14 protein-coding genes are annotated in these 16666 nt (G+C 72.1%); 4 read left to right on the top strand and 10 right to left on the bottom strand.

Annotated features, from left to right (window positions below; translation table 11 throughout):
• Positions 1–96: 96 nt before the first annotated feature.
• Complete coding sequence (locus ACFVYF_RS31930) at positions 97–291, bottom strand: DUF3046 domain-containing protein (protein ID WP_389460996.1); 195 nt, start codon at positions 289–291, stop codon at positions 97–99.
• 80 nt (positions 292–371) lie between these two features.
• On the opposite strand from ACFVYF_RS31930, the gene ACFVYF_RS31925 reads away from it, so the two are divergent.
• The gene (locus tag ACFVYF_RS31925) at positions 372–1325 is read left to right on the top strand and encodes a hypothetical protein (RefSeq protein ID WP_389460994.1); all 954 of its coding nucleotides are present in this window, start codon (positions 372–374) and stop codon (positions 1323–1325) included.
• Positions 1326–1412: 87 nt separating this feature from the next.
• Here ACFVYF_RS31925 and ACFVYF_RS31920 read toward each other — a convergent pair whose 3' ends face one another.
• Genes ACFVYF_RS31920 through ACFVYF_RS31910 form a run of 3 tightly spaced genes read right to left on the bottom strand, consistent with a single transcriptional unit; the run spans position 1413 to position 3522 of the window.
• Positions 1413–1721 (bottom strand): AzlD domain-containing protein, encoded by a 309-nt coding sequence (locus ACFVYF_RS31920; RefSeq protein WP_389460992.1) that lies wholly within the window; start codon positions 1719–1721, stop codon positions 1413–1415.
• A complete protein-coding gene (locus ACFVYF_RS31915) occupies positions 1718–2470 on the bottom strand; it encodes an AzlC family ABC transporter permease (RefSeq protein WP_389461169.1) in 753 nt (250 codons plus the stop codon). Before ACFVYF_RS31915 ends, ACFVYF_RS31920 begins: the two co-directional genes overlap by 4 nt.
• Positions 2422–3522, bottom strand: a complete 1101-nt coding sequence (locus ACFVYF_RS31910) for an AraC family ligand binding domain-containing protein (RefSeq protein WP_389460991.1) — start codon at positions 3520–3522, stop codon at positions 2422–2424. The genes ACFVYF_RS31915 and ACFVYF_RS31910 overlap by 49 nt, the downstream gene beginning before the upstream one ends.
• Positions 3523–3657: 135 nt before the next feature.
• On the opposite strand from ACFVYF_RS31910, the gene ACFVYF_RS31905 reads away from it, so the two are divergent.
• From ACFVYF_RS31905 to ACFVYF_RS31895, 3 genes are all read left to right on the top strand, one after another.
• Positions 3658–8706: an ATP-dependent helicase gene (locus tag ACFVYF_RS31905; protein ID WP_389460989.1), complete on the top strand. Its 5049-nt coding sequence runs from the start codon at positions 3658–3660 to the stop codon at positions 8704–8706.
• 391 nt (positions 8707–9097) lie between these two features.
• On the top strand, positions 9098–9946 hold the full coding sequence (locus tag ACFVYF_RS31900) for an Fpg/Nei family DNA glycosylase (protein ID WP_389460987.1): 849 nt from the start codon (positions 9098–9100) through the stop codon (positions 9944–9946).
• Positions 9947–10047: 101 nt separating this feature from the next.
• The gene (locus ACFVYF_RS31895) at positions 10048–10809 is read left to right on the top strand and encodes an SDR family NAD(P)-dependent oxidoreductase (protein ID WP_389460985.1); all 762 of its coding nucleotides are present in this window, start codon (positions 10048–10050) and stop codon (positions 10807–10809) included.
• Positions 10810–11522: 713 nt separating this feature from the next.
• Here the strand turns inward: ACFVYF_RS31895 and ACFVYF_RS31890 are convergent.
• The 6 genes from ACFVYF_RS31890 to ACFVYF_RS31865 all read right to left on the bottom strand — a co-directional run bounded on the left by ACFVYF_RS31890 (position 11523) and on the right by ACFVYF_RS31865 (position 16504).
• Positions 11523–11993, bottom strand: a complete 471-nt coding sequence (locus ACFVYF_RS31890) for a Dps family protein (RefSeq protein WP_389460983.1) — start codon at positions 11991–11993, stop codon at positions 11523–11525.
• A gap of 340 nt (positions 11994–12333) precedes the next feature.
• A complete protein-coding gene (locus tag ACFVYF_RS31885; RefSeq protein ID WP_383289058.1) occupies positions 12334–12711 on the bottom strand; it encodes a helix-turn-helix domain-containing protein in 378 nt (125 codons plus the stop codon).
• 109 nt (positions 12712–12820) lie between these two features.
• On the bottom strand, positions 12821–13366 hold the full coding sequence (locus ACFVYF_RS31880; protein ID WP_389460982.1) for a CinA family protein: 546 nt from the start codon (positions 13364–13366) through the stop codon (positions 12821–12823).
• On the bottom strand, positions 13363–14079 hold the full coding sequence (gene pgsA / locus ACFVYF_RS31875; protein WP_389460980.1) for a CDP-diacylglycerol--glycerol-3-phosphate 3-phosphatidyltransferase: 717 nt from the start codon (positions 14077–14079) through the stop codon (positions 13363–13365). The genes ACFVYF_RS31880 and pgsA overlap by 4 nt, the downstream gene beginning before the upstream one ends.
• Complete coding sequence (gene rimO / locus ACFVYF_RS31870; RefSeq protein WP_389460978.1) at positions 14076–15557, bottom strand: 30S ribosomal protein S12 methylthiotransferase RimO; 1482 nt, start codon at positions 15555–15557, stop codon at positions 14076–14078. Before rimO ends, pgsA begins: the two co-directional genes overlap by 4 nt.
• 92 nt (positions 15558–15649) lie before the next feature.
• The gene (locus ACFVYF_RS31865) at positions 15650–16504 is read right to left on the bottom strand and encodes a helix-turn-helix domain-containing protein (protein ID WP_389460976.1); all 855 of its coding nucleotides are present in this window, start codon (positions 16502–16504) and stop codon (positions 15650–15652) included.
• Positions 16505–16666 lie beyond the last annotated feature (162 nt).

Here is a 16666-nt window from a genome sequence, read left to right as displayed (position 1 = left end):
TCGGCCCCCGTCGGGGGATCTTCGTGGCCCGCGACACGATCTTCGTGGCCGCTCAGACCTCCCCCAACGGTCTCCCACGCGCTCAGGCTCGCGTCGTCAGCGGTTCTCCTGCGGAACGTTCATGGTCGAGCACACCACGCGCCACACGTCCTTGGCCTCCCAGCCGGAGTCCAGCGCTTGATGCACGGTCCGCTCACCGAGCTCCGTCATCACATGATCACGTGCGAACGTTTCGGCGTACCCCTCACCGAAGTGATCCGCCATCCGCTGCCAGAAGACCGTCAACCGCATGACTCCAGTATCCCGCCCCTGAGAGTGGGCCCGGGCCGGGACCACTTGTCGAGAACGCTTTCCGTCCTACGGTCTGACCCATGGCCGAAACAGGAGCATCCCCACTCCCCCCGACGCCCCCGGCGCACACCCCGCTCTCGCGCGCCGAGCACTTCGTCTGGCTCACCGCGCGCGTGCTGGAGCAGCGGCGATTCGAGCACCACTTCCTCGACGGCGGCGAAAGCGGCGCCGACGCGGTCGAGACCGCGCTCGCCGCCTACCGCAACGAGGACGAGGGGTACGGTCACGCGCTCGAACCCGATCTGCGCGGTCCGGTCAGCCAACCCCTGCACACCGCCCACGCGCTGCGCGTCCTGGACTCGATCGGGCGCTGCGGCGGACAGCGGGTGGAGCGCGTGTGCCGCTATCTGACCGCCGTGTCGAGCCCGGACGGCGCACTGCCGGCCATCCTTCCCAGCCAGCGCGGCTATCCGACGGCCCCCTTCGTACCGATCGTCGACGACCCGCCGAGCGAGCTTCTCGCCACCGCTCCCGTAGTGGGCCTTCTGCACCGCAACGAGGTGTGGCACGCCTGGCTGTTCCGGGCCACCGACTTCTGCTGGCAGGCGGTGGACTCCCTGGAGAAGTCCCATCCGTACGAGATCGAGGCCGCGGTGGCCTTCCTGGACTCCGCGTCCGACCGCCCGCGCGCGGAGGCGGCCGCCGACCGGCTGGGCCGCCTGGTCCGCGAACAGCGGCTGGCCGTACTGGAGCCTCGCCGTCCGGCGGCCTATCCGGTCGCTTCGGGATACGCGCCGGGCGAGCATCACTTCCCGTACGACTACGCGAGGACTCCGGGATCACTCGCGCGCGCGTGGTTCACGGACGAGGAGATGGCCCGCGCGCTGGACCACCTGGCGAGCGAGCAGCAGGCGGACGGCGGCTGGCCGGTCCGCTGGCGCCAATGGGCGCCGGGCACGGCCCTGGAGTGCCGCCCCATGGTGACGATCGAGGCGCTGCGCACCCTGCGCGCGTACGGCCGGCCCATCGCCTGAACCGGTCTGCAGACGGGCCGTTGGTGCCGACGGGCCCACGGGGCCGACGGGCTGACCGCACAGGCCAAGCCGCCGGCCCGGGAGACCTCAGCCCGTCATCGCCCGCACCCCCGCCGTCACGACCACGGCGGCGGCGACCACGAGCAGGAAGGGCGCGCGCAGGATCAGGGCCACCGCGGCCGCGGCGAGCCCGGCCGCCTTGGCGTCCAGCACCAGTGCGCGCCCGTCCGCGAAGGTCTGCTGGGCTGTGAGGGCCGCCAGGAGGGCGACGGGCAGCAGCGCCGCGAGACGCTGGACCAGAGGCCGCTCCAGGACCCCCGCCGGGATCAGCAGCCCGATGAGCTTGACGACGTAACAGCCGACGGCGGTCGCCGCGATCGCGATCCAGATGTTCATCGGTCTTCCCCAGGGGCTTCGTTCCGTACGCTGTCGTGCGCTCCGTCGTGCGCTCCGTCGTGCGCATCGTTCTGCGCTTCGTTCTGCGCCCGCTTCTCCGCTGCGTGGCCGGATGGCGGCCTGCGGCGCCCCTCCACGTAGAGAACGGCCGGAGCCGCGAGCGCTGCCACCAGGACCGGTACACCGGCGGGCAGGACGGGCAGCAGGGCGAGCCCGAGGACGACGGCGATGCCGGCCACGGCGCGCTCGGTCACGGACTTCAGCATTGGCGCGAGAAGGGCCAGGAAGACGGCGGGGCCGGCCGCGTCCAGCCCCCACGCGTCGGTGTCGCCGATGGCCTCGGCTCCGATCGCGCCGAGCAGTGTGGTGAGGTTCCACAGCACGTAGAGGGTCAGCCCGGTGACGGTGAAGCCGAGGCGGACGCTGCGCCGCGTGGGCTGGGCGAGCGCCACGGCCGTGGTCTCGTCGATGACCCAGTGGGCGGCGAACGGCCGCACCGCGCGCGGGAGGGCCAGCAACTGCGACAGGCGCAACCCGTAGAAGGCGTTGCGCACCCCGAGGAAGAACGCTCCGGCGGCTGCCGTGAGCGGATTGCCCCCGGCCGCGAGCGCACCCACGAGCGCGAACTGCGAGGCGCCGGTGAACACCAGGAGACTGAGCGCGCACGTCTGCAGCAGCGTCAGGCCGCTGCCGGCCGAGGTCACCCCGAAGGCGAAACCGGACAGTCCGACGGCGACCCCGACTCCCAGGGCGTCTCGTACGACGGCGGAGTCGGGCTTCCCGACCCCCTCACCGTCTCGGTGGCTCCGGTCGTCGTGGCCGAGTCGGCCGTCCGGGTCGTGTCCGTCGTCCGGGTCGTGTCGGCCGTCCCGGTCGCATATGTCTTCGACTGCTGTCTGTTCTCCCACGCCTCGAACGGTAGGACGAGGTCGCCTCGTGAGTCTTGTACGTTCTTGCGCTCGCCCGCCTCTCCCCCTGAGAACCTGCGTTCGCGCTGGTAGGCGCCCGGCGGCACGCCCACGATCCGTGTGAAGTGGCGGTTGAGGTGCGGCTGGTCGGTGAAGCCGACGGCGACAGCCGCCTCCGCGGGTGCGGTGCCGGCGTCCAGGAGGTGGCGTGCCGTGCGGACGCGGGCGTCGGTCAGCCAGGTGTGGGGCGGCATTCCGTAGGTGTCCCGGAACGCCCTCAGGAGCGCGAACGGGCTGGCGCCGAGGTCGGCAGCGAGCCTTTCCAGGGTCGGCGGGTCGGCCATCCGCTCCTGGAGCACGGCACGCGCGCGTGCGGCGATGCGGGCACCGGCGGTGCGCACGGCACGGCCTGGCATCGGGCCGCCGTTCAGCCGCAGGAGGCGGGTCACGGCGACGCGCAGCAGGGTGTCGGCGGCGAGTGCGTTGCCCTCGTCCGCGGCCCGCAACACCTGGTGGACCAGGCCGGCCGCGTACGGATCGTCGAGCACCGGGTTCGTGAATCCGGGCGTTCCGCGAATCACGGTGGTCTCGGCGGCTATCTCGGCCACCAGTTCCGGCGACGGATAGACCGCCCCGTACCGCCAGCCCTCGGGAACACCGGCGCGGCCCGTGTGGGGGGTCTCCGGATTGACCAGAGCCAGGGCTCCCGGGCCCGCGTACTGGTCGGCGCCGCCGTGATGGAAGACCTCGACCCCTTCGGAGATGGCGGCGATCACGAAGTTCTCGTGGGTGTGCCGCACGAAGATCTTCTCGACGTAACTGGCACGGAGCAGATCCACCCCTGGCAGTTCCTCGTACTGCCAGTGCCGTGCCCGCTCCCCGGAACCTGCCATGGCGTCCATTCTGCGCCATCCGGCTCGGGCGCCGGAGGGCCACGACTCTGTGGCACCGGAACCGGGAGACCTCGAGCCACGACAGCGTCTTCGCAGGTCAGGCGCATTGTCGGTGGCTGGGTGCAGGATGGACGCATGGTCAGCTCCGCACACCGAGCCCTCGACGGCTTCTCCCCCGCGACCCGCGGCTGGTTCACGGGGGCCTTTTCCGCGCCCACCGCGGCCCAGGCGGGGGCGTGGGAGGCGATCCGTCAGGGCTCGGACGTGCTGGTGGTGGCCCCCACGGGCTCCGGAAAGACCCTGGCCGCCTTCCTCGCCGCGCTCGACCAGCTGGCCTCGACCCCGCCCCCGGCCGACCCCAAGAAGCGCTGCCGGGTGCTGTACGTATCACCGCTCAAGGCCCTCGCCGTCGATGTGGAGCGAAATCTGCGCAGCCCGCTGACCGGCATCCGGCAGGAGGCGGTCCGGCTGGGCATGCCCGAGCCCGAGGTGAAGGTGGGCATCCGCTCCGGGGACACCCCGCCCGCCGAGCGCAGGGCCCTGTCCACCCGCCCTCCGGACATCCTGATCACCACCCCGGAGTCGCTGTTCCTGATGCTGACGTCGGCCACGCGCGACGCGCTGACCGGCATCGAGACAGTGATCCTCGACGAGGTGCACGCGGTCGCGGGCACCAAGCGCGGCGCCCACCTGGCGCTCTCCCTGGAGCGGCTGGACGAGCTGCTGCCCAGGCCCGCGCGCCGCATCGGCCTGTCGGCGACAGTGCGCCCGGTGGACGAGGTCGGGCGTTATCTCTCACCGCGCCGCAAGGTGGAGATCGTCCAGCCGCCGTCGGACAAGGAGTTCGACCTCTCCGTGGTCGTCCCGGTCGAGGATCTCGGCGAGTTGGGCGGCTCCCCCGTCGCGGACGGGAAGGAGGGCGCCGAGAAGCCCTCCATCTGGCCGCATGTCGAGGAGCGGATCACCGACCTCGTCCAGTCCCACCGCTCGACAATCGTGTTCGCCAACTCCCGCCGCCTGGCCGAGCGCCTGTGCAACCGGCTGAACGAGATCGCGTACGAGCGGGCCACCGGCGAGCCGCTGGACGAGCACCACTCCCCGGCCGAGCTGATGGGCGGCTCGGGGGCCGCCCAGGGTGCCCCCGCGGTCATCGCCCGCGCCCACCACGGATCGGTCTCCAAGGAGCAGCGAGCCCTGGTCGAGGAGGACCTGAAGGCGGGTCGCCTGCCCGCGGTGGTCGCCACGTCCAGCCTCGAACTGGGCATCGACATGGGCGCGGTGGACCTGGTCATTCAGGTCGAGTCACCCCCGTCCGTGGCCTCCGGCCTCCAGCGGGTGGGCCGCGCGGGCCACCAAGTGGGTGCGGTCTCCACCGGAGTCGTCTTCCCCAAGTACCGGGGCGACCTCGTCCAGGCCGCCGTGGTCACCGAGCGGATGCGCACCGGCTCCATCGAGTCCCTCCGTGTTCCCGCCAATCCCCTCGACGTGCTGGCCCAGCAGCTCGTCGCCATGACCGCCCTGGACACCTGGCAGTTCGACGACCTGCTCGCCACGGTCCGCCGTGCCGCCTCCTTCGCCTCGCTCCCCGAGTCGGCGTTCACGGCCGTGCTCGACATGCTCGCCGGCCGCTATCCGTCGGACGCCTTCGCGGAGTTGCGCCCGCGCGTGGTGTGGGACCGCGTCGCCGGCACGATTACCGGGCGCCCCGGCGCCCAGCGCCTCGCCGTCACCTCCGGGGGCACGATTCCGGACCGCGGCCTCTTCGGAGTCTTCCTCGCCGGATCCGACCCCAAGAAGGGCGGCGGCCGCGTCGGCGAGCTCGACGAGGAGATGGTCTACGAGTCGCGTGTCGGCGATGTCTTCACGCTCGGCAGCAGCTCCTGGCGCATCGAGGACATCACCCGCGACCGCGTCCTGGTGTCCCCTGCCCCCGGTGTCCCCGGCCGGCTGCCCTTCTGGAAGGGCGACCAGCTGGGCCGTCCGCTCGAACTGGGGCGCGCGTTGGGCGCGTTCCTCCGCGAGGTCGGCTCGCTCTCCCAGGAGGACGCCCGCCTCAGGCTGCTCGCCGCAGGCCTGGACACCTGGGCGGCCGACAACGTCCTCTCCTACCTCGCGGAACAGCGCGAGGCCTGCGGTCACATCCCGGACGACCGGACGATCGTCGTCGAGCGGTTCCGTGACGAGCTGGGCGACTGGCGGGTCGTCGTGCACTCCCCCTTCGGAGCCCAGGTCCACGCCCCCTGGGCGCTCGCGCTCGGCGCCAAGCTCTCCGAGCGGTACGGCATGGACGCCCAGGTCATGCATGCCGACGACGGCATCGTGCTGCGACTGCCCGACGCCGACCTGATGGGCCTGGACCTGCTCGACCAGGAGCCCCGGAAGCTCGGCACGGAGTACGACGCCGAGCAGGCGCCCCTCGGTGCCGCGGACGTCGCCTTCGACAAGGGCGAGGTCAACCAGATCGTCACCGACCAGGTCGGCGGCTCGGCCCTGTTCGCGTCCCGGTTCCGGGAGTGCGCCGCCCGCGCGCTGCTGCTGCCGCGCCGCAGCCCCGGCAAGCGCACCCCGCTCTGGCAGCAGCGCCAGCGCGCCGCCCAACTGCTCGAGGTGGCCAGCGAGTTCGGCTCGTTCCCGATCGTCCTGGAAGCCGTCCGCGAGTGCCTCCAGGACGTCTTCGACGTCCCTGGACTCACGGAACTGATGGGCGACATCGAGTCCCGGAAGGTGCGCCTCGTCGAGGTCACCACCCCGGAGCCGTCACCGTTCGCCCGCTCCCTGCTCTTCGGATACGTCGCCCAGTTCCTGTACGAGGGCGACTCACCGCTCGCCGAGCGGCGAGCCGCGGCCCTCTCCCTGGACTCACACCTGCTGGCCGAGCTGCTGGGCCAGGCCGAGCTGCGTGAGCTGCTCGACGCCGACGTCCTGACCGAGCTCGAGCGAGAGCTCCAGTGGCTCACCGAGGACCGTCGCGTCAAGGATGCCGAGGGTGTCGCGGACCTGCTGCGTCTCCTGGGTCCCTTGACGGACGCCGAGCTGACCGAGCGGGGTGCCGATCCGCAGTGGGCGCAGGACCTCGCCGGAGCCCGCCGCGCCATCAAGGTCCGAATCGCCGGGGCCGACCACTGGGCGGCGATCGAGGACGCCGGCCGGCTGCGCGACGCACTGGGCACGGCGCTGCCCGTCGGTGTCCCGGAGGCCTTCACCGAGCCGGTCAAGGACCCGCTCGGCGACCTCCTCGCCCGGTTCGCGCGCACCCACGGCCCGTTCACCTCGGCGGCGGCCGCGGCCCGTTTCGGGCTGGGGCCGGCCGTCACCGAGGGAGCACTGCAGCGGCTCGCGGCCAACGGCCGGGTGGTACAAGGCGAGTTCCATCCGGCGGGCATCGGCCAGGAGTGGTGCGACGCGACAGTCCTGCGCAGGCTGCGACGCCGCTCGCTGGCCGCCCTGCGCCACGAGCTGGAGCCCGTGCCGCCCGCCGCGCTCGCGCAGTTCCTGCCGCAGTGGCAGCACATCGGCCGCGGGCACGGCCTGCGGGGCGTCGACGGACTGGTGCGCGCCATCGAGCAGTTGCAGGGCGCCTCGGTGCCCGCCTCCGCCCTGGAAAAGCTCGTCCTGCCGTCCCGCGTGGCCAACTACACCCCGGCGATGCTCGACGAACTCACCGCGGCCGGAGAGGTGGTCTGGGCCGGCGCCGGCGCTCTGCCCGGCAAGGACGGCTGGGTCTCCCTCTATCTCGCGGACGCGGCTCCGCTGCTCCTGCCGCCCCCGCACCCACTGGAGCTGACCGCGCTCCAGCAGTCCGTCCTGGACACCCTCTCCGGCGGCTACGGCCTGTTCTTCCGCCAGATCGCCGACCAGGTCCGCGCCACCACCCATCCCGACGCCACCGACCCCCAACTGGCCGACGCCGTCTGGGAGCTGGGCTGGTCCGGCCGGCTCACGAACGACACGCTCGCGCCGATGCGCTCGGTCCTGGGCTCCGGGCGCACGGCCGGCTCCACGGCCCACCGCGCGAAGCGTTCGGTCCCGCGGGGGCGGTACGGCTCCCTGACCGGCGCCGCGCGCCCCCAGTCCCGTACGGGCCCTCCGACCGTCGCCGGCCGCTGGTCTCTGCTCCCGGACCGCGAGCCCGACCTCACCATCCGCAGCCACGCGCTGGCCCGTACGCTGCTTGACCGCCACGGCGTGGTGACCCGGGGGGCCGTAGCCGCGGAGGGCGTCGAGGGCGGTTTCTCGGCGGTCTACCGCATCCTGTCCGCCTTCGAGGACAGCGGTCAGGCCCGCCGTGGATATGTGGTGGAGGGCCTCGGCGCCGCCCAGTTCGCGATGGACGGCGCGGTGGACCGGCTGCGCGCGGTGGCGAACGCCCGCGAACGGGGCGAGACACTCCAGCCGGACTACTCGTCCGGCTTCTCCACGCCGGACAAGGCCGGCAGTCAGCCCGGCTTTCCGGCGGAAGCGCCGGGCTGGCCGGGCTCGGGGCCGAGTTCGGGGTCAGGTTCGCTTTCGAGCTCGAGCCTCGGCTCACCCGGAGTGTCCGGGACGCCCGCAGGCTCGGCCTTCCCGGACGACCTCGACGCCCCGCCAGGCTCCGGCTTCCTGGACGACCCCACTTCCCCGGGAGACTTCACGTTCCCCGGCGACCTCGACGTACCGAACGGCAGCGACCCCTTCGCCACCCGTCCCCGTTCCGCAGGCCCAGGCAGCGCTCGCGGCGACCGCGGCTTCCCGACCGGCTCCGGCCACCCGTACGCGAATGGTTACCCCGGCAGCCGGTCCCGCGCCGACGGGACCGGCCGAGCCGTCGTCCTCGCCGCCGCCGACCCGGCGAACGCCTACGGAGCCGCCCTGTCCTGGCCCGAGCCCCCGACGGGTGCGGGACACAAGCCGGGCCGCAAGGCGGGTTCCCTGGTCGTCCTCGTCGACGGCGAGCTGACGCTCTACATGGAGCGCGGCGGCAAGACGCTGCTTGCCTGGCCCACCGAGCCGGACGGCGTCGCCACGGAGGATCCCCGCCTGCGGACGGCGGCCGAGGCCCTCTCCGCGGCCGCTCGCGCCGGCTCCCTCGGCACGGTCACCGTGGAGCGCGTCAATGGCGCCTCCGCCCTGACCTCCCCCTTCGGCACCCTCCTGGAAGGAGCGGGCTTCATCGCGACACCGCGCGGCCTGCGCATCCGCGCCTGAGCCGCCGCCCCCTCCACCACGAGCCGCACACCCGTCCCCGAGCCGGACGCCCGCGACCTGCGCACCCGCGCCCGACCCGCCGCCGCTCGCCCCTCGCCCCTCGCCCCTCGCCCCTCGCCCCTCGCCCACCAGCCGGATGCCCGCGACCTGCGCACCCGCGCCCGACCCCTCGACCCTCGCCCTCGCCCTCGCCCACCAGCCGGATGCCCGTCCCCGTGCCAAACGCCCATCCCCGAGCCGGACGCCCATCCCCGAGCCGGACGCCCGTCCACGAACCGAACACCCCAGCCACTCAGCAAGGCGGCCACTCCCGGCCCCCTGGGAGCCGCCGGCTGCCGGCCCACGCCGAGCGCCCCAGCAAAGCCCCCGAGCCCGTGCCACCCTTGACCTCATGCCCGAAGGAGACACCGTCTGGCAGGCCGCAAGGCGGCTGCACAACGCCCTCGCGGGCAAGGTGCTGATCCGCTCCGACCTGCGCGTGCCGAAGTTCGCCACGGCCGACCTCACCGGTCGCACCGTTCTGGACGTGACCCCGCGCGGCAAGCACCTCCTGACCCGCATCGAGGGCGGGCTGACTCTGCACTCGCATCTGCGCATGGACGGCTCCTGGCGGGTGTACGAGCACGGCCGGCGCTGGAGCGGCGGCCCGGGACACCAGATCCGCGCGATCCTCGGCAACGCCGAGCGCACAGCCGTCGGCTACCGGCTCCCCGTACTGGAGCTGCTGCGCACCGCCGACGAAGAGCGCGCCGTCGGCCACCTCGGCCCCGACCTCCTGGGCCCCGACTGGAACCCTGACCAGGCCCTGGCCAACCTCCTGCGCGACCCCGACCGCGCCCTCGGCGAGGCCCTGCTCGACCAGCGCAACCTCGCCGGAATCGGCAACATCTACAAGAGCGAGCTCTGCTTCCTCCTCGGCGCCACCCCCTGGCTCCCGGTCGGCGCACTCCCCGCCTCCCGCGCCGCTCAACTGCCCGCGCTCGCCAAGAAGCTCCTCGAAGCCAACCGCGACCGCCCGTCCCGCAGCACCACGGGCCACCGCGAACAGCTCCTGTTCGTATACGGCCGCGCACCCCGCCCCTGTCTGCGCTGCCGCACCCCCATCCGCGTCGCGAACCAGGGCGACGGATCCCGCGAGCGGCCCACCTACTGGTGCCCGGCCTGCCAGCTGGGCCCCGCCCCTTCCCGTACCAGCGGACCGAACCGCGCCACGCCCCGGGGCGCCACCGGACGCCGGTGACGCAGGGTCCGGTCCCGCCTCGCTCGCCCCTGCTCCGACCTCACAACTCAACTCCGTACGACTAATTGACGACCCGTCAGAAATGCTCGTACCGTCCCTTCATGCCCCTCACGGCGTACGACCTCACCGGACGCACCGCATTCGTCACCGGCGCTGCCAGCGGCATCGGCCGCGCCTCCGCCGTCCTGCTCGCGGAGGCCGGAGCCACGGTCCACTGCGCGGACCGCGACGAGCAGGGCCTGCACGAGACGGCAACCCTGATCAAGGACGCGGGCGGCACCGCCCACACCCACCACCTGGACGTGACCGACCGGGCGCAGCTCAAGCAGGCCGTCGAGTCCTGCGGTCGCCTCGACGTCATGGCAGCGGTCGCGGGCATCATGCACAGCAGCGCGGTCCTGGACACCCGGGACGAGGATCTCGACCGGGTGCTGAGCGTCAACTTCAAGGGCGTTCTCTACGCGTGCCAGGAGGCGGCGCGGCGCATGATCGCGCAGCGCGTGCGGGGCAGCATCATCACGATGGCCTCGGGGGCCATCGACACCGGCGGCCCCGGACTGCTCTGCTACGGCGCCGCGAAGGCAGCCGTCGTCCAGCTCACGAAGACGCTCGCGAACGAGATCGGGGCGCACGGGATCCGCGTCAACGCCGTCGCGCCGGGCTGGGTCCGCACCCCCATGACCGACCACCACGGGGAGACGCAGGCGCACACCGAGGCGTTCATGGCCCGTATGTCACCACTGGGCCGGGTCGGCGAGCCCGACGACATCGCCCACGCCGTACTCCACCTGGCCTCCGACGCGTCGTCCTTCACCACGGGCCAGATTCTCCGCCCGAACGGCGGCGTAGCGATGCCCTGGTAACCGCCCTCAGAACGGCCCCCAGCCATGCCTGACGCGCCTCACACACCCCGCCGCGCGCCTGGCGCGCCCGCGTACCCCCGACCGGCGCGCGCCCCCTCCCCGCCTCGCACGCCGTCACATCACGCCGGCGCCCCGGCTCACCATCCCCGCGCGACCCGCACGCCCGCCGGCCCCGCTTCCTCCCCGCAAGGTCCTGCGCCCCCTCCCGCCCCGTTCACTCCCCCGGGGCCCCCCGCTTGCCCAGCCCCCCTCTCTCCCACGGCCCGGGGATCCGCATCCCCCAATGGTCCGAGCCCGCCGCCCCCGCAGCCTTTGTCTTCGGCACGCAGTGCACGGGCAGCAGGCTCAGCCCCCATCCCCCAGCCGCCACGGCTCCCTCCAGCACCCCCGCGTCGGGTGCCAGTGCGAGCCGGAGGATGCCCCACCACCACAGCCCCCCAAGCGCCAGCGTCGCCCCCCAGCGCGCTATCCGCCCTGCCATGGTCGCCACCTCCAGCCAGACGCTAGACCCGCGCTCCTCCCGGTCGGGAGGGCGCACCACCGGCACAGAGGCGCACCCCACGCACACAGCGTCCGGTCACCACCAGGACTCGGGCACGAGGCCACGCCCGGCGCCACATGCCAGGCATCACGCGCCCGCCACGCGCCCCGCGCCTCGACGAGCCCCGCCGGCCCGCGCAGACACCACGCCCCGCCGCGCTCCCGCCCCGACCTCAGCCGTTCTCTGCCTGGAACATCCAGTGGTGCTTCTCCAGATCCCCCGTGATCCCGATGAAGATGTCCTGGCTCACCGGATCCGGGTCGGCGGTCGATACCACCCGCTCGCGCATCCTGACGATCACCGCACCCAGTGCGTCCACCAGCGCCCCCACCGCGTCCGCGTCCTTGATCCAGCCGTCAGGAGTGGCGCCGATTCCACTGCCGGAGGCGACCGTGGCGGCCCGCCCGTCCGGCGGGACGCCCAGTGCCGAGGCGCGCTCCGCCACGGTGTCCGAGTGCAGCCGTGCGGTGTCCACGACCTCGTCCAGCTGGAGATGGACGGAGCGGAAGCGCGGTCCTACGACGTTCCAGTGGATCTGCTTGGCCACCAGGGAGAGGTCCACCAGGTCGACCAGCGCGCCCTGCAACGCCTCGGACACGGTCTTCAGGTCCGCGTCGGACAACGGGCTCTTCACGACGTACATCCGAATCCTCCGATTCACGATCGCTTCGCACGGCCCCGAGCCCCCGCACCTCCACCATGACCGCCCCACGACACCCCGGCAAACGCGCTCCCGCAAGATCCGCACCCCGGCACCACCCACCGGCACCCGCGCCCCCACCCACGACCGATCGTCGCGACCCCCACCCCCCGCGAGAGCGCCCCCGGCCTGCCCCGGAAAACACGAAAGCCCCGCCGACCCCCTCCGGTTTCCCGGAGAAGCCCCGGCAGGGGCTGTCGTACAGCTCTCAGCTCTTCAGCTCACGAGCGCGAACCTCAGGTTGCTCAGGCTCGGCATCTCACTCGCCTCAGGCGATGACACCTCACGCGGCGACGACGTCGACCGCTTCGGCGGGTGCCTTGATCGTGACCCGTTCCGGCGGCACACCGGCCACCGATACGGAATTGAGCATCGGGCGACGCACCGGTGCGGGCACCGGTTCGGTGGCCGCAGCCGACCGTGCCAGCTCGGCGAGAGCGAGTTCGTCGCTCACTTCCCGCATGAGCTCGGACATCCGTACGTCAAGCGCGTCGCAGATCGCGGAGAGCAGCTCGGAGGATGCCTCCTTCTGCCCCCGCTCCACCTCGGAGAGATAGCCGAGTGAGACTCGGGCGGACGAGGAGACTTCGCGCAGAGTACGGCCCTGGCGCTGGCGCTGCCGACGCAGCACGTCACCCAGCAGGCGACGGAGCAGGATCATCGGTGGCTCCCTCCTCGGACCGCGTAGCCGCATCCTTCACGCCCCACCGTACCGCCTTGCGCCGCGGCCGTGCGGGGAGCGATGTCGTGTTCACTCAGGGCTGCAAACATCAAGTCCCCCCGTTCTGTTCCGTATCCTGTGCCCGCTCATTCCCGGTCTGTTCGCCCGCGAGCTCCTTCAGGAGCAGCGCGAGTACGCTCCGTACACTCTCCATACGGATTTCCGCCCGGCCGCCGTTCAACCGCAGCGAGGCCACTTTCCGGCCATCGACGGCATCGGAATTCTTCGTCGCGGGACCGTCGACGGCCACATACACCGTGCCGACGGGCTGCCCGTCCTGGGGCTCGGGGCCGGCGACGCCCGTGGTCGCGATCCCCCAGTCCGCGCCGAGCGCCTTGCGCACTCCGGCCGCCATCTGTGCCGCGACCTGCGGATCCACCGCCCCGCGCTCGGCCAGCAGAGTGGCGTCGACGCCGAGCAGTTCATGCTTGAGTTCGGTGGCGTACACGGTCACCGAACCCCGGAAGCCCTTCGAGGCACCGGGTGCCGCGGTGATCTCCGCCGCCACCAGACCACCGGTCAGCGACTCGGCGACAGCGAGCGTCTCGCCCCTCACCGTGAGTAGTCGCAGCACTTCAGTGGCCAGGGAATTCACGATTCCGCCTCCTCGGCAGCCGCTCGGCGTGCGGCGATTCCCTGCCCCCGCAGCACAATGGCCTGTCTTACATAGTCGAGGCCGGTCACCACGGTCAGCGCGACCGCCACGGCCATCATCCAGAACCTCAGCGTCGCCAGGGGTCCCGTCAGCGCCAGGACGTACATCCCGACCGCCGTGCCCTGCGCCAGGGTCTTCAGCTTGCCGCCGCGGCTCGCCGGGATGACCCCGTAATGGATCACCAGGAAGCGCAGCAGAGTGATCCCGAGCTCACGTCCGAGGATCACGCATGTGACCCACCACGGCAGATCGCCGAGCGAGGAGAGGCAGATCAGCGCAGCGCCCATGATCGCCTTGTCGGCGATGGGGTCGGCGATCTTCCCGAAGTCGGTGACGAGGTTGTACGTCCGGGCCAGATGGCCGTCGAAGATGTCGGTGATCATGGCGACCGCGAAGGCCGCCCAGGCCCACGCGCGCCAGACGGGGTCATAACCGCCGTCGGCCAGCATCAGTGCCACGAAGCCGGGCACGAGCACGAGCCGGAGCATGGTGAGGAGGTTCGCGACGTTCCACAGGCTGGCCTGATCCACGGCCACAGCGCCCAGCTTCCCGCCCCGGGCCGTCGGCTTCGCGCCCTCCGGAGCGCCGGAGGCGCCGGCGGCACCTTTCGCGCTGGGGGAGCTACTCGCCGCGGATGCCGGGACTCCGGTCATCTGCCCGCCTCCTCAGTACACCCGAGTGAGCCCAGGAGCGGCTCGGCCACCAGGTCGACACCCTCCGTACCGACCACCTTCGCCTCGACCATACGACCGACGGTCAGACCTTCGCCGCTCGTGAACAGCACCTGGCCGTCCGTCTCGGGCGCCTGGTGCTCGGCGCGGCCGGCGGCCGGCCACTCGTCGTCGGCGGAGTCGACGGACTCGACCAGGACGTGCACGGTCTCGCCGACACGCTCCTCCGCGCGCTGCGCGACCAGCTCCTCGGCCAGCCGGGACACGCGCGCGAGGCGCTCGGCGACGACGTCCTCGTCGAGCTTGTTCTCGTACGTCGCCGCTTCGGTGCCGTCCTCGTCGGAGTAGCCGAAGACGCCGATCGCGTCGAGGCGGGCGCCGGTGAGGAAGCGCTCCAGCTCCGCCAGGTCGGACTCGGTCTCACCGGGGAAGCCGACGATGAAGTTGGACCGGACGCCGGCCTGCGGGGCCTTGCCGCGGATCGTGTCGAGCAGCTCCAGGAAGCGGTCGGTGTCACCGAAGCGCCGCATCGAGCGCAGCACGTTCGGAGCGGAGTGCTGGAAGGAGAGGTCGAAGTAGGGCGCGACGTTCGGCGTGGAGGTGAGCACCTCGATGAGGCCGGGGCGCATCTCGGCCGGCTGCAGATAGCTGACGCGCACCCGCTCGATGCCCTCGATCTCGGCGAGCTCGGGCAGCAGGGTCTCCAGAAGGCGGATGTCGCCGAGGTCCTTGCCGTACGAGGTGTTGTTCTCGGAGACCAGCATGACCTCCTTGACGCCCTGCTCGGCGAGCCAGCGGGTCTCACCGAGGACGTCGCTGGGCCGCCGCGAGATGAAGGAGCCGCGGAAGGACGGGATGGCGCAGAAGGTGCAGCGCCGGTCGCAGCCGGAGGCGAGCTTCACGGAGGCGACGGGCGAGCCGTCGAGGCGCCGGCGCAGGGGCGCGCGGGGGCCGGACACCGGGGCCACGCCCTCCGGCAGATCTGACGGGGCGCCGTGACCGGGCAGGGCCACGTCGGAGGCGGACTGCCGCTCCGCGGGACTGATCGGCAGCAGCTTGCGGCGGTCGCGCGGGGTGTGCGAGGCGTGGATGCCGCCGTTCAGGATGGTCTGGAGGCGGTCGGAGATGTCGGCGTAGTCGTCGAAGCCGAGCACTCCGTCGGCCTCGGGCAGCGCCTCGGCGAGCTCCTTGCCGTATCGCTCGGCCATGCAGCCCACGGCCACTACGGCCTGGGTTCTGCCGTGCCCCTTGAGATCGTTGGCCTCCAGGAGGGCATCCACGGAGTCCTTCTTGGCGGCTTCGACGAAGCCACAGGTGTTGACGACGGCGACGTCCGCTTCCTCGGCGTCCTGCACGAGGTGCCAGCCGTCCGCCTCCAAGCGGCCTGCGAGCTCCTCCGAGTCCACCTCGTTACGGGCGCAGCCAAGAGTGACGAGTGCGACGGTACGGCGTTCAGGCATGGACTCAAGACTACTTCGTCCCGCTGACAGCCCACGTCGACGGGGTTGGCCGATCTTGGCCAACCCCGTATGCGCGTTGCCTCTTGAGCCGGTTATCCGACCTCGGGGTCGCCCTTGGTGTACGTCAGACGCTCGACCTGACCGGGCTGGAAGTCGTCCTCGATCTTCTTGCCGTTGACGTAGAGCTGGATCGCGCCGGCGTCGCCGAGGATGAGGTTGATCTTCGTACTGTCCTGGAAGGTCTTGGACTGGCCCTGCTTGAGCAGCCCGTCGAAGAGCATGCGGCCGTTGTGGTCCTTGGCGGAGATCCAGCTGCGGCCGTCGGTGGCGCTCACCTGGACGGTCACCTTGTCCTGGGGGGCGGCCGCGATGGCGCTGTCGGAGGGGTCGGGCTTCGGGTCGGCCGGCTTGGTGGGGGTCGGCTTGGTCACGGGCTTGCTGGCGGTGGGCGTGGACCCCTCGGCAACCTGGGTCTTCGCCCCGTCGCCGCTGTCGCTGCCCTTGACCATGGTGAAGCCGACGAAGCCGATCACCGCGACGATCGCGGCGACCATGGCCGCGGTCCAGTTCGGCCCGCGACGCTCCGGACGGATCCGCTCCGCCTCGAAGAGGGGGGCCGCCGGCGTCGGCGCGGGGCGCCCGCCGTGGTCGGCGTCGTACTGCGCGAGCAGGGGGTCGGGGTCGAGGTGGACGGCGCGGGCCAGGGTCCGGATGTGGCCCCGGGCGTAGACGTCGCCGCCACAGGGTGTGAAGTCGTCCTGCTCGATCGCGTGCACGATGGCGATGCGGACCCGGGTGGCGTTGCTGACGTCGTCGACGGTCAGCCCGGCCTCGATGCGCGCCTGTCGCAGGGCGCGACCGATCGAGAGGCGTTCCGCCGCAGGGTCGTCTTCGAACGGACGCTCGTCTTCGGGGGAGTTGCCGTCAGGGGAGTTGCCGATGGACACGGGGGCGCCTTTCGAGCGTGTAGCCACCTGTGCTGGGGGTTCAGTCTAGGGGGGGTACGAAAGGGTGGGGCAACCGGGCGGTGGACTTTCTACGCCATCAGAATGGCCGGTCATCCTGATGTCGGGGCAGGTGCGTGCCCCCTCCCTCAACTTGACGTACGC

The organism is Streptomyces sp. NPDC058274 (genome assembly GCF_042881375.1).
Taxonomy (GTDB): domain Bacteria; phylum Actinomycetota; class Actinomycetes; order Streptomycetales; family Streptomycetaceae; genus Streptomyces.
The sequence above is the reverse complement of the archived record's forward strand: the minus strand, read 5'-3'. Positions and strand labels throughout refer to the sequence as shown.

What these genes read in the sequence shown, in the direction of transcription:
- ACFVYF_RS31930 (WP_389460996.1), bottom strand. Translation starts at nt 291, where the DNA reads ATGCGGTTGACGGTCTTCTGGCAGCGGATGGCGGATCACTTCGGTGAG.
- ACFVYF_RS31925 (WP_389460994.1), top strand. Translation starts at nt 372, where the DNA reads ATGGCCGAAACAGGAGCATCCCCACTCCCCCCGACGCCCCCGGCGCAC.
- ACFVYF_RS31920 (WP_389460992.1), bottom strand. Translation starts at nt 1,721, where the DNA reads ATGAACATCTGGATCGCGATCGCGGCGACCGCCGTCGGCTGTTACGTC.
- ACFVYF_RS31910 (WP_389460991.1), bottom strand. Translation starts at nt 3,522, where the DNA reads ATGGCAGGTTCCGGGGAGCGGGCACGGCACTGGCAGTACGAGGAACTG.
- ACFVYF_RS31905 (WP_389460989.1), top strand. Translation starts at nt 3,658, where the DNA reads ATGGTCAGCTCCGCACACCGAGCCCTCGACGGCTTCTCCCCCGCGACC.
- ACFVYF_RS31900 (WP_389460987.1), top strand. Translation starts at nt 9,098, where the DNA reads ATGCCCGAAGGAGACACCGTCTGGCAGGCCGCAAGGCGGCTGCACAAC.
- ACFVYF_RS31895 (WP_389460985.1), top strand. Translation starts at nt 10,048, where the DNA reads ATGCCCCTCACGGCGTACGACCTCACCGGACGCACCGCATTCGTCACC.
- ACFVYF_RS31890 (WP_389460983.1), bottom strand. Translation starts at nt 11,993, where the DNA reads ATGTACGTCGTGAAGAGCCCGTTGTCCGACGCGGACCTGAAGACCGTG.
- ACFVYF_RS31885 (WP_383289058.1), bottom strand. Translation starts at nt 12,711, where the DNA reads ATGATCCTGCTCCGTCGCCTGCTGGGTGACGTGCTGCGTCGGCAGCGC.
- pgsA (WP_389460980.1), bottom strand. Translation starts at nt 14,079, where the DNA reads ATGACCGGAGTCCCGGCATCCGCGGCGAGTAGCTCCCCCAGCGCGAAA.
- rimO (WP_389460978.1), bottom strand. Translation starts at nt 15,557, where the DNA reads ATGCCTGAACGCCGTACCGTCGCACTCGTCACTCTTGGCTGCGCCCGT.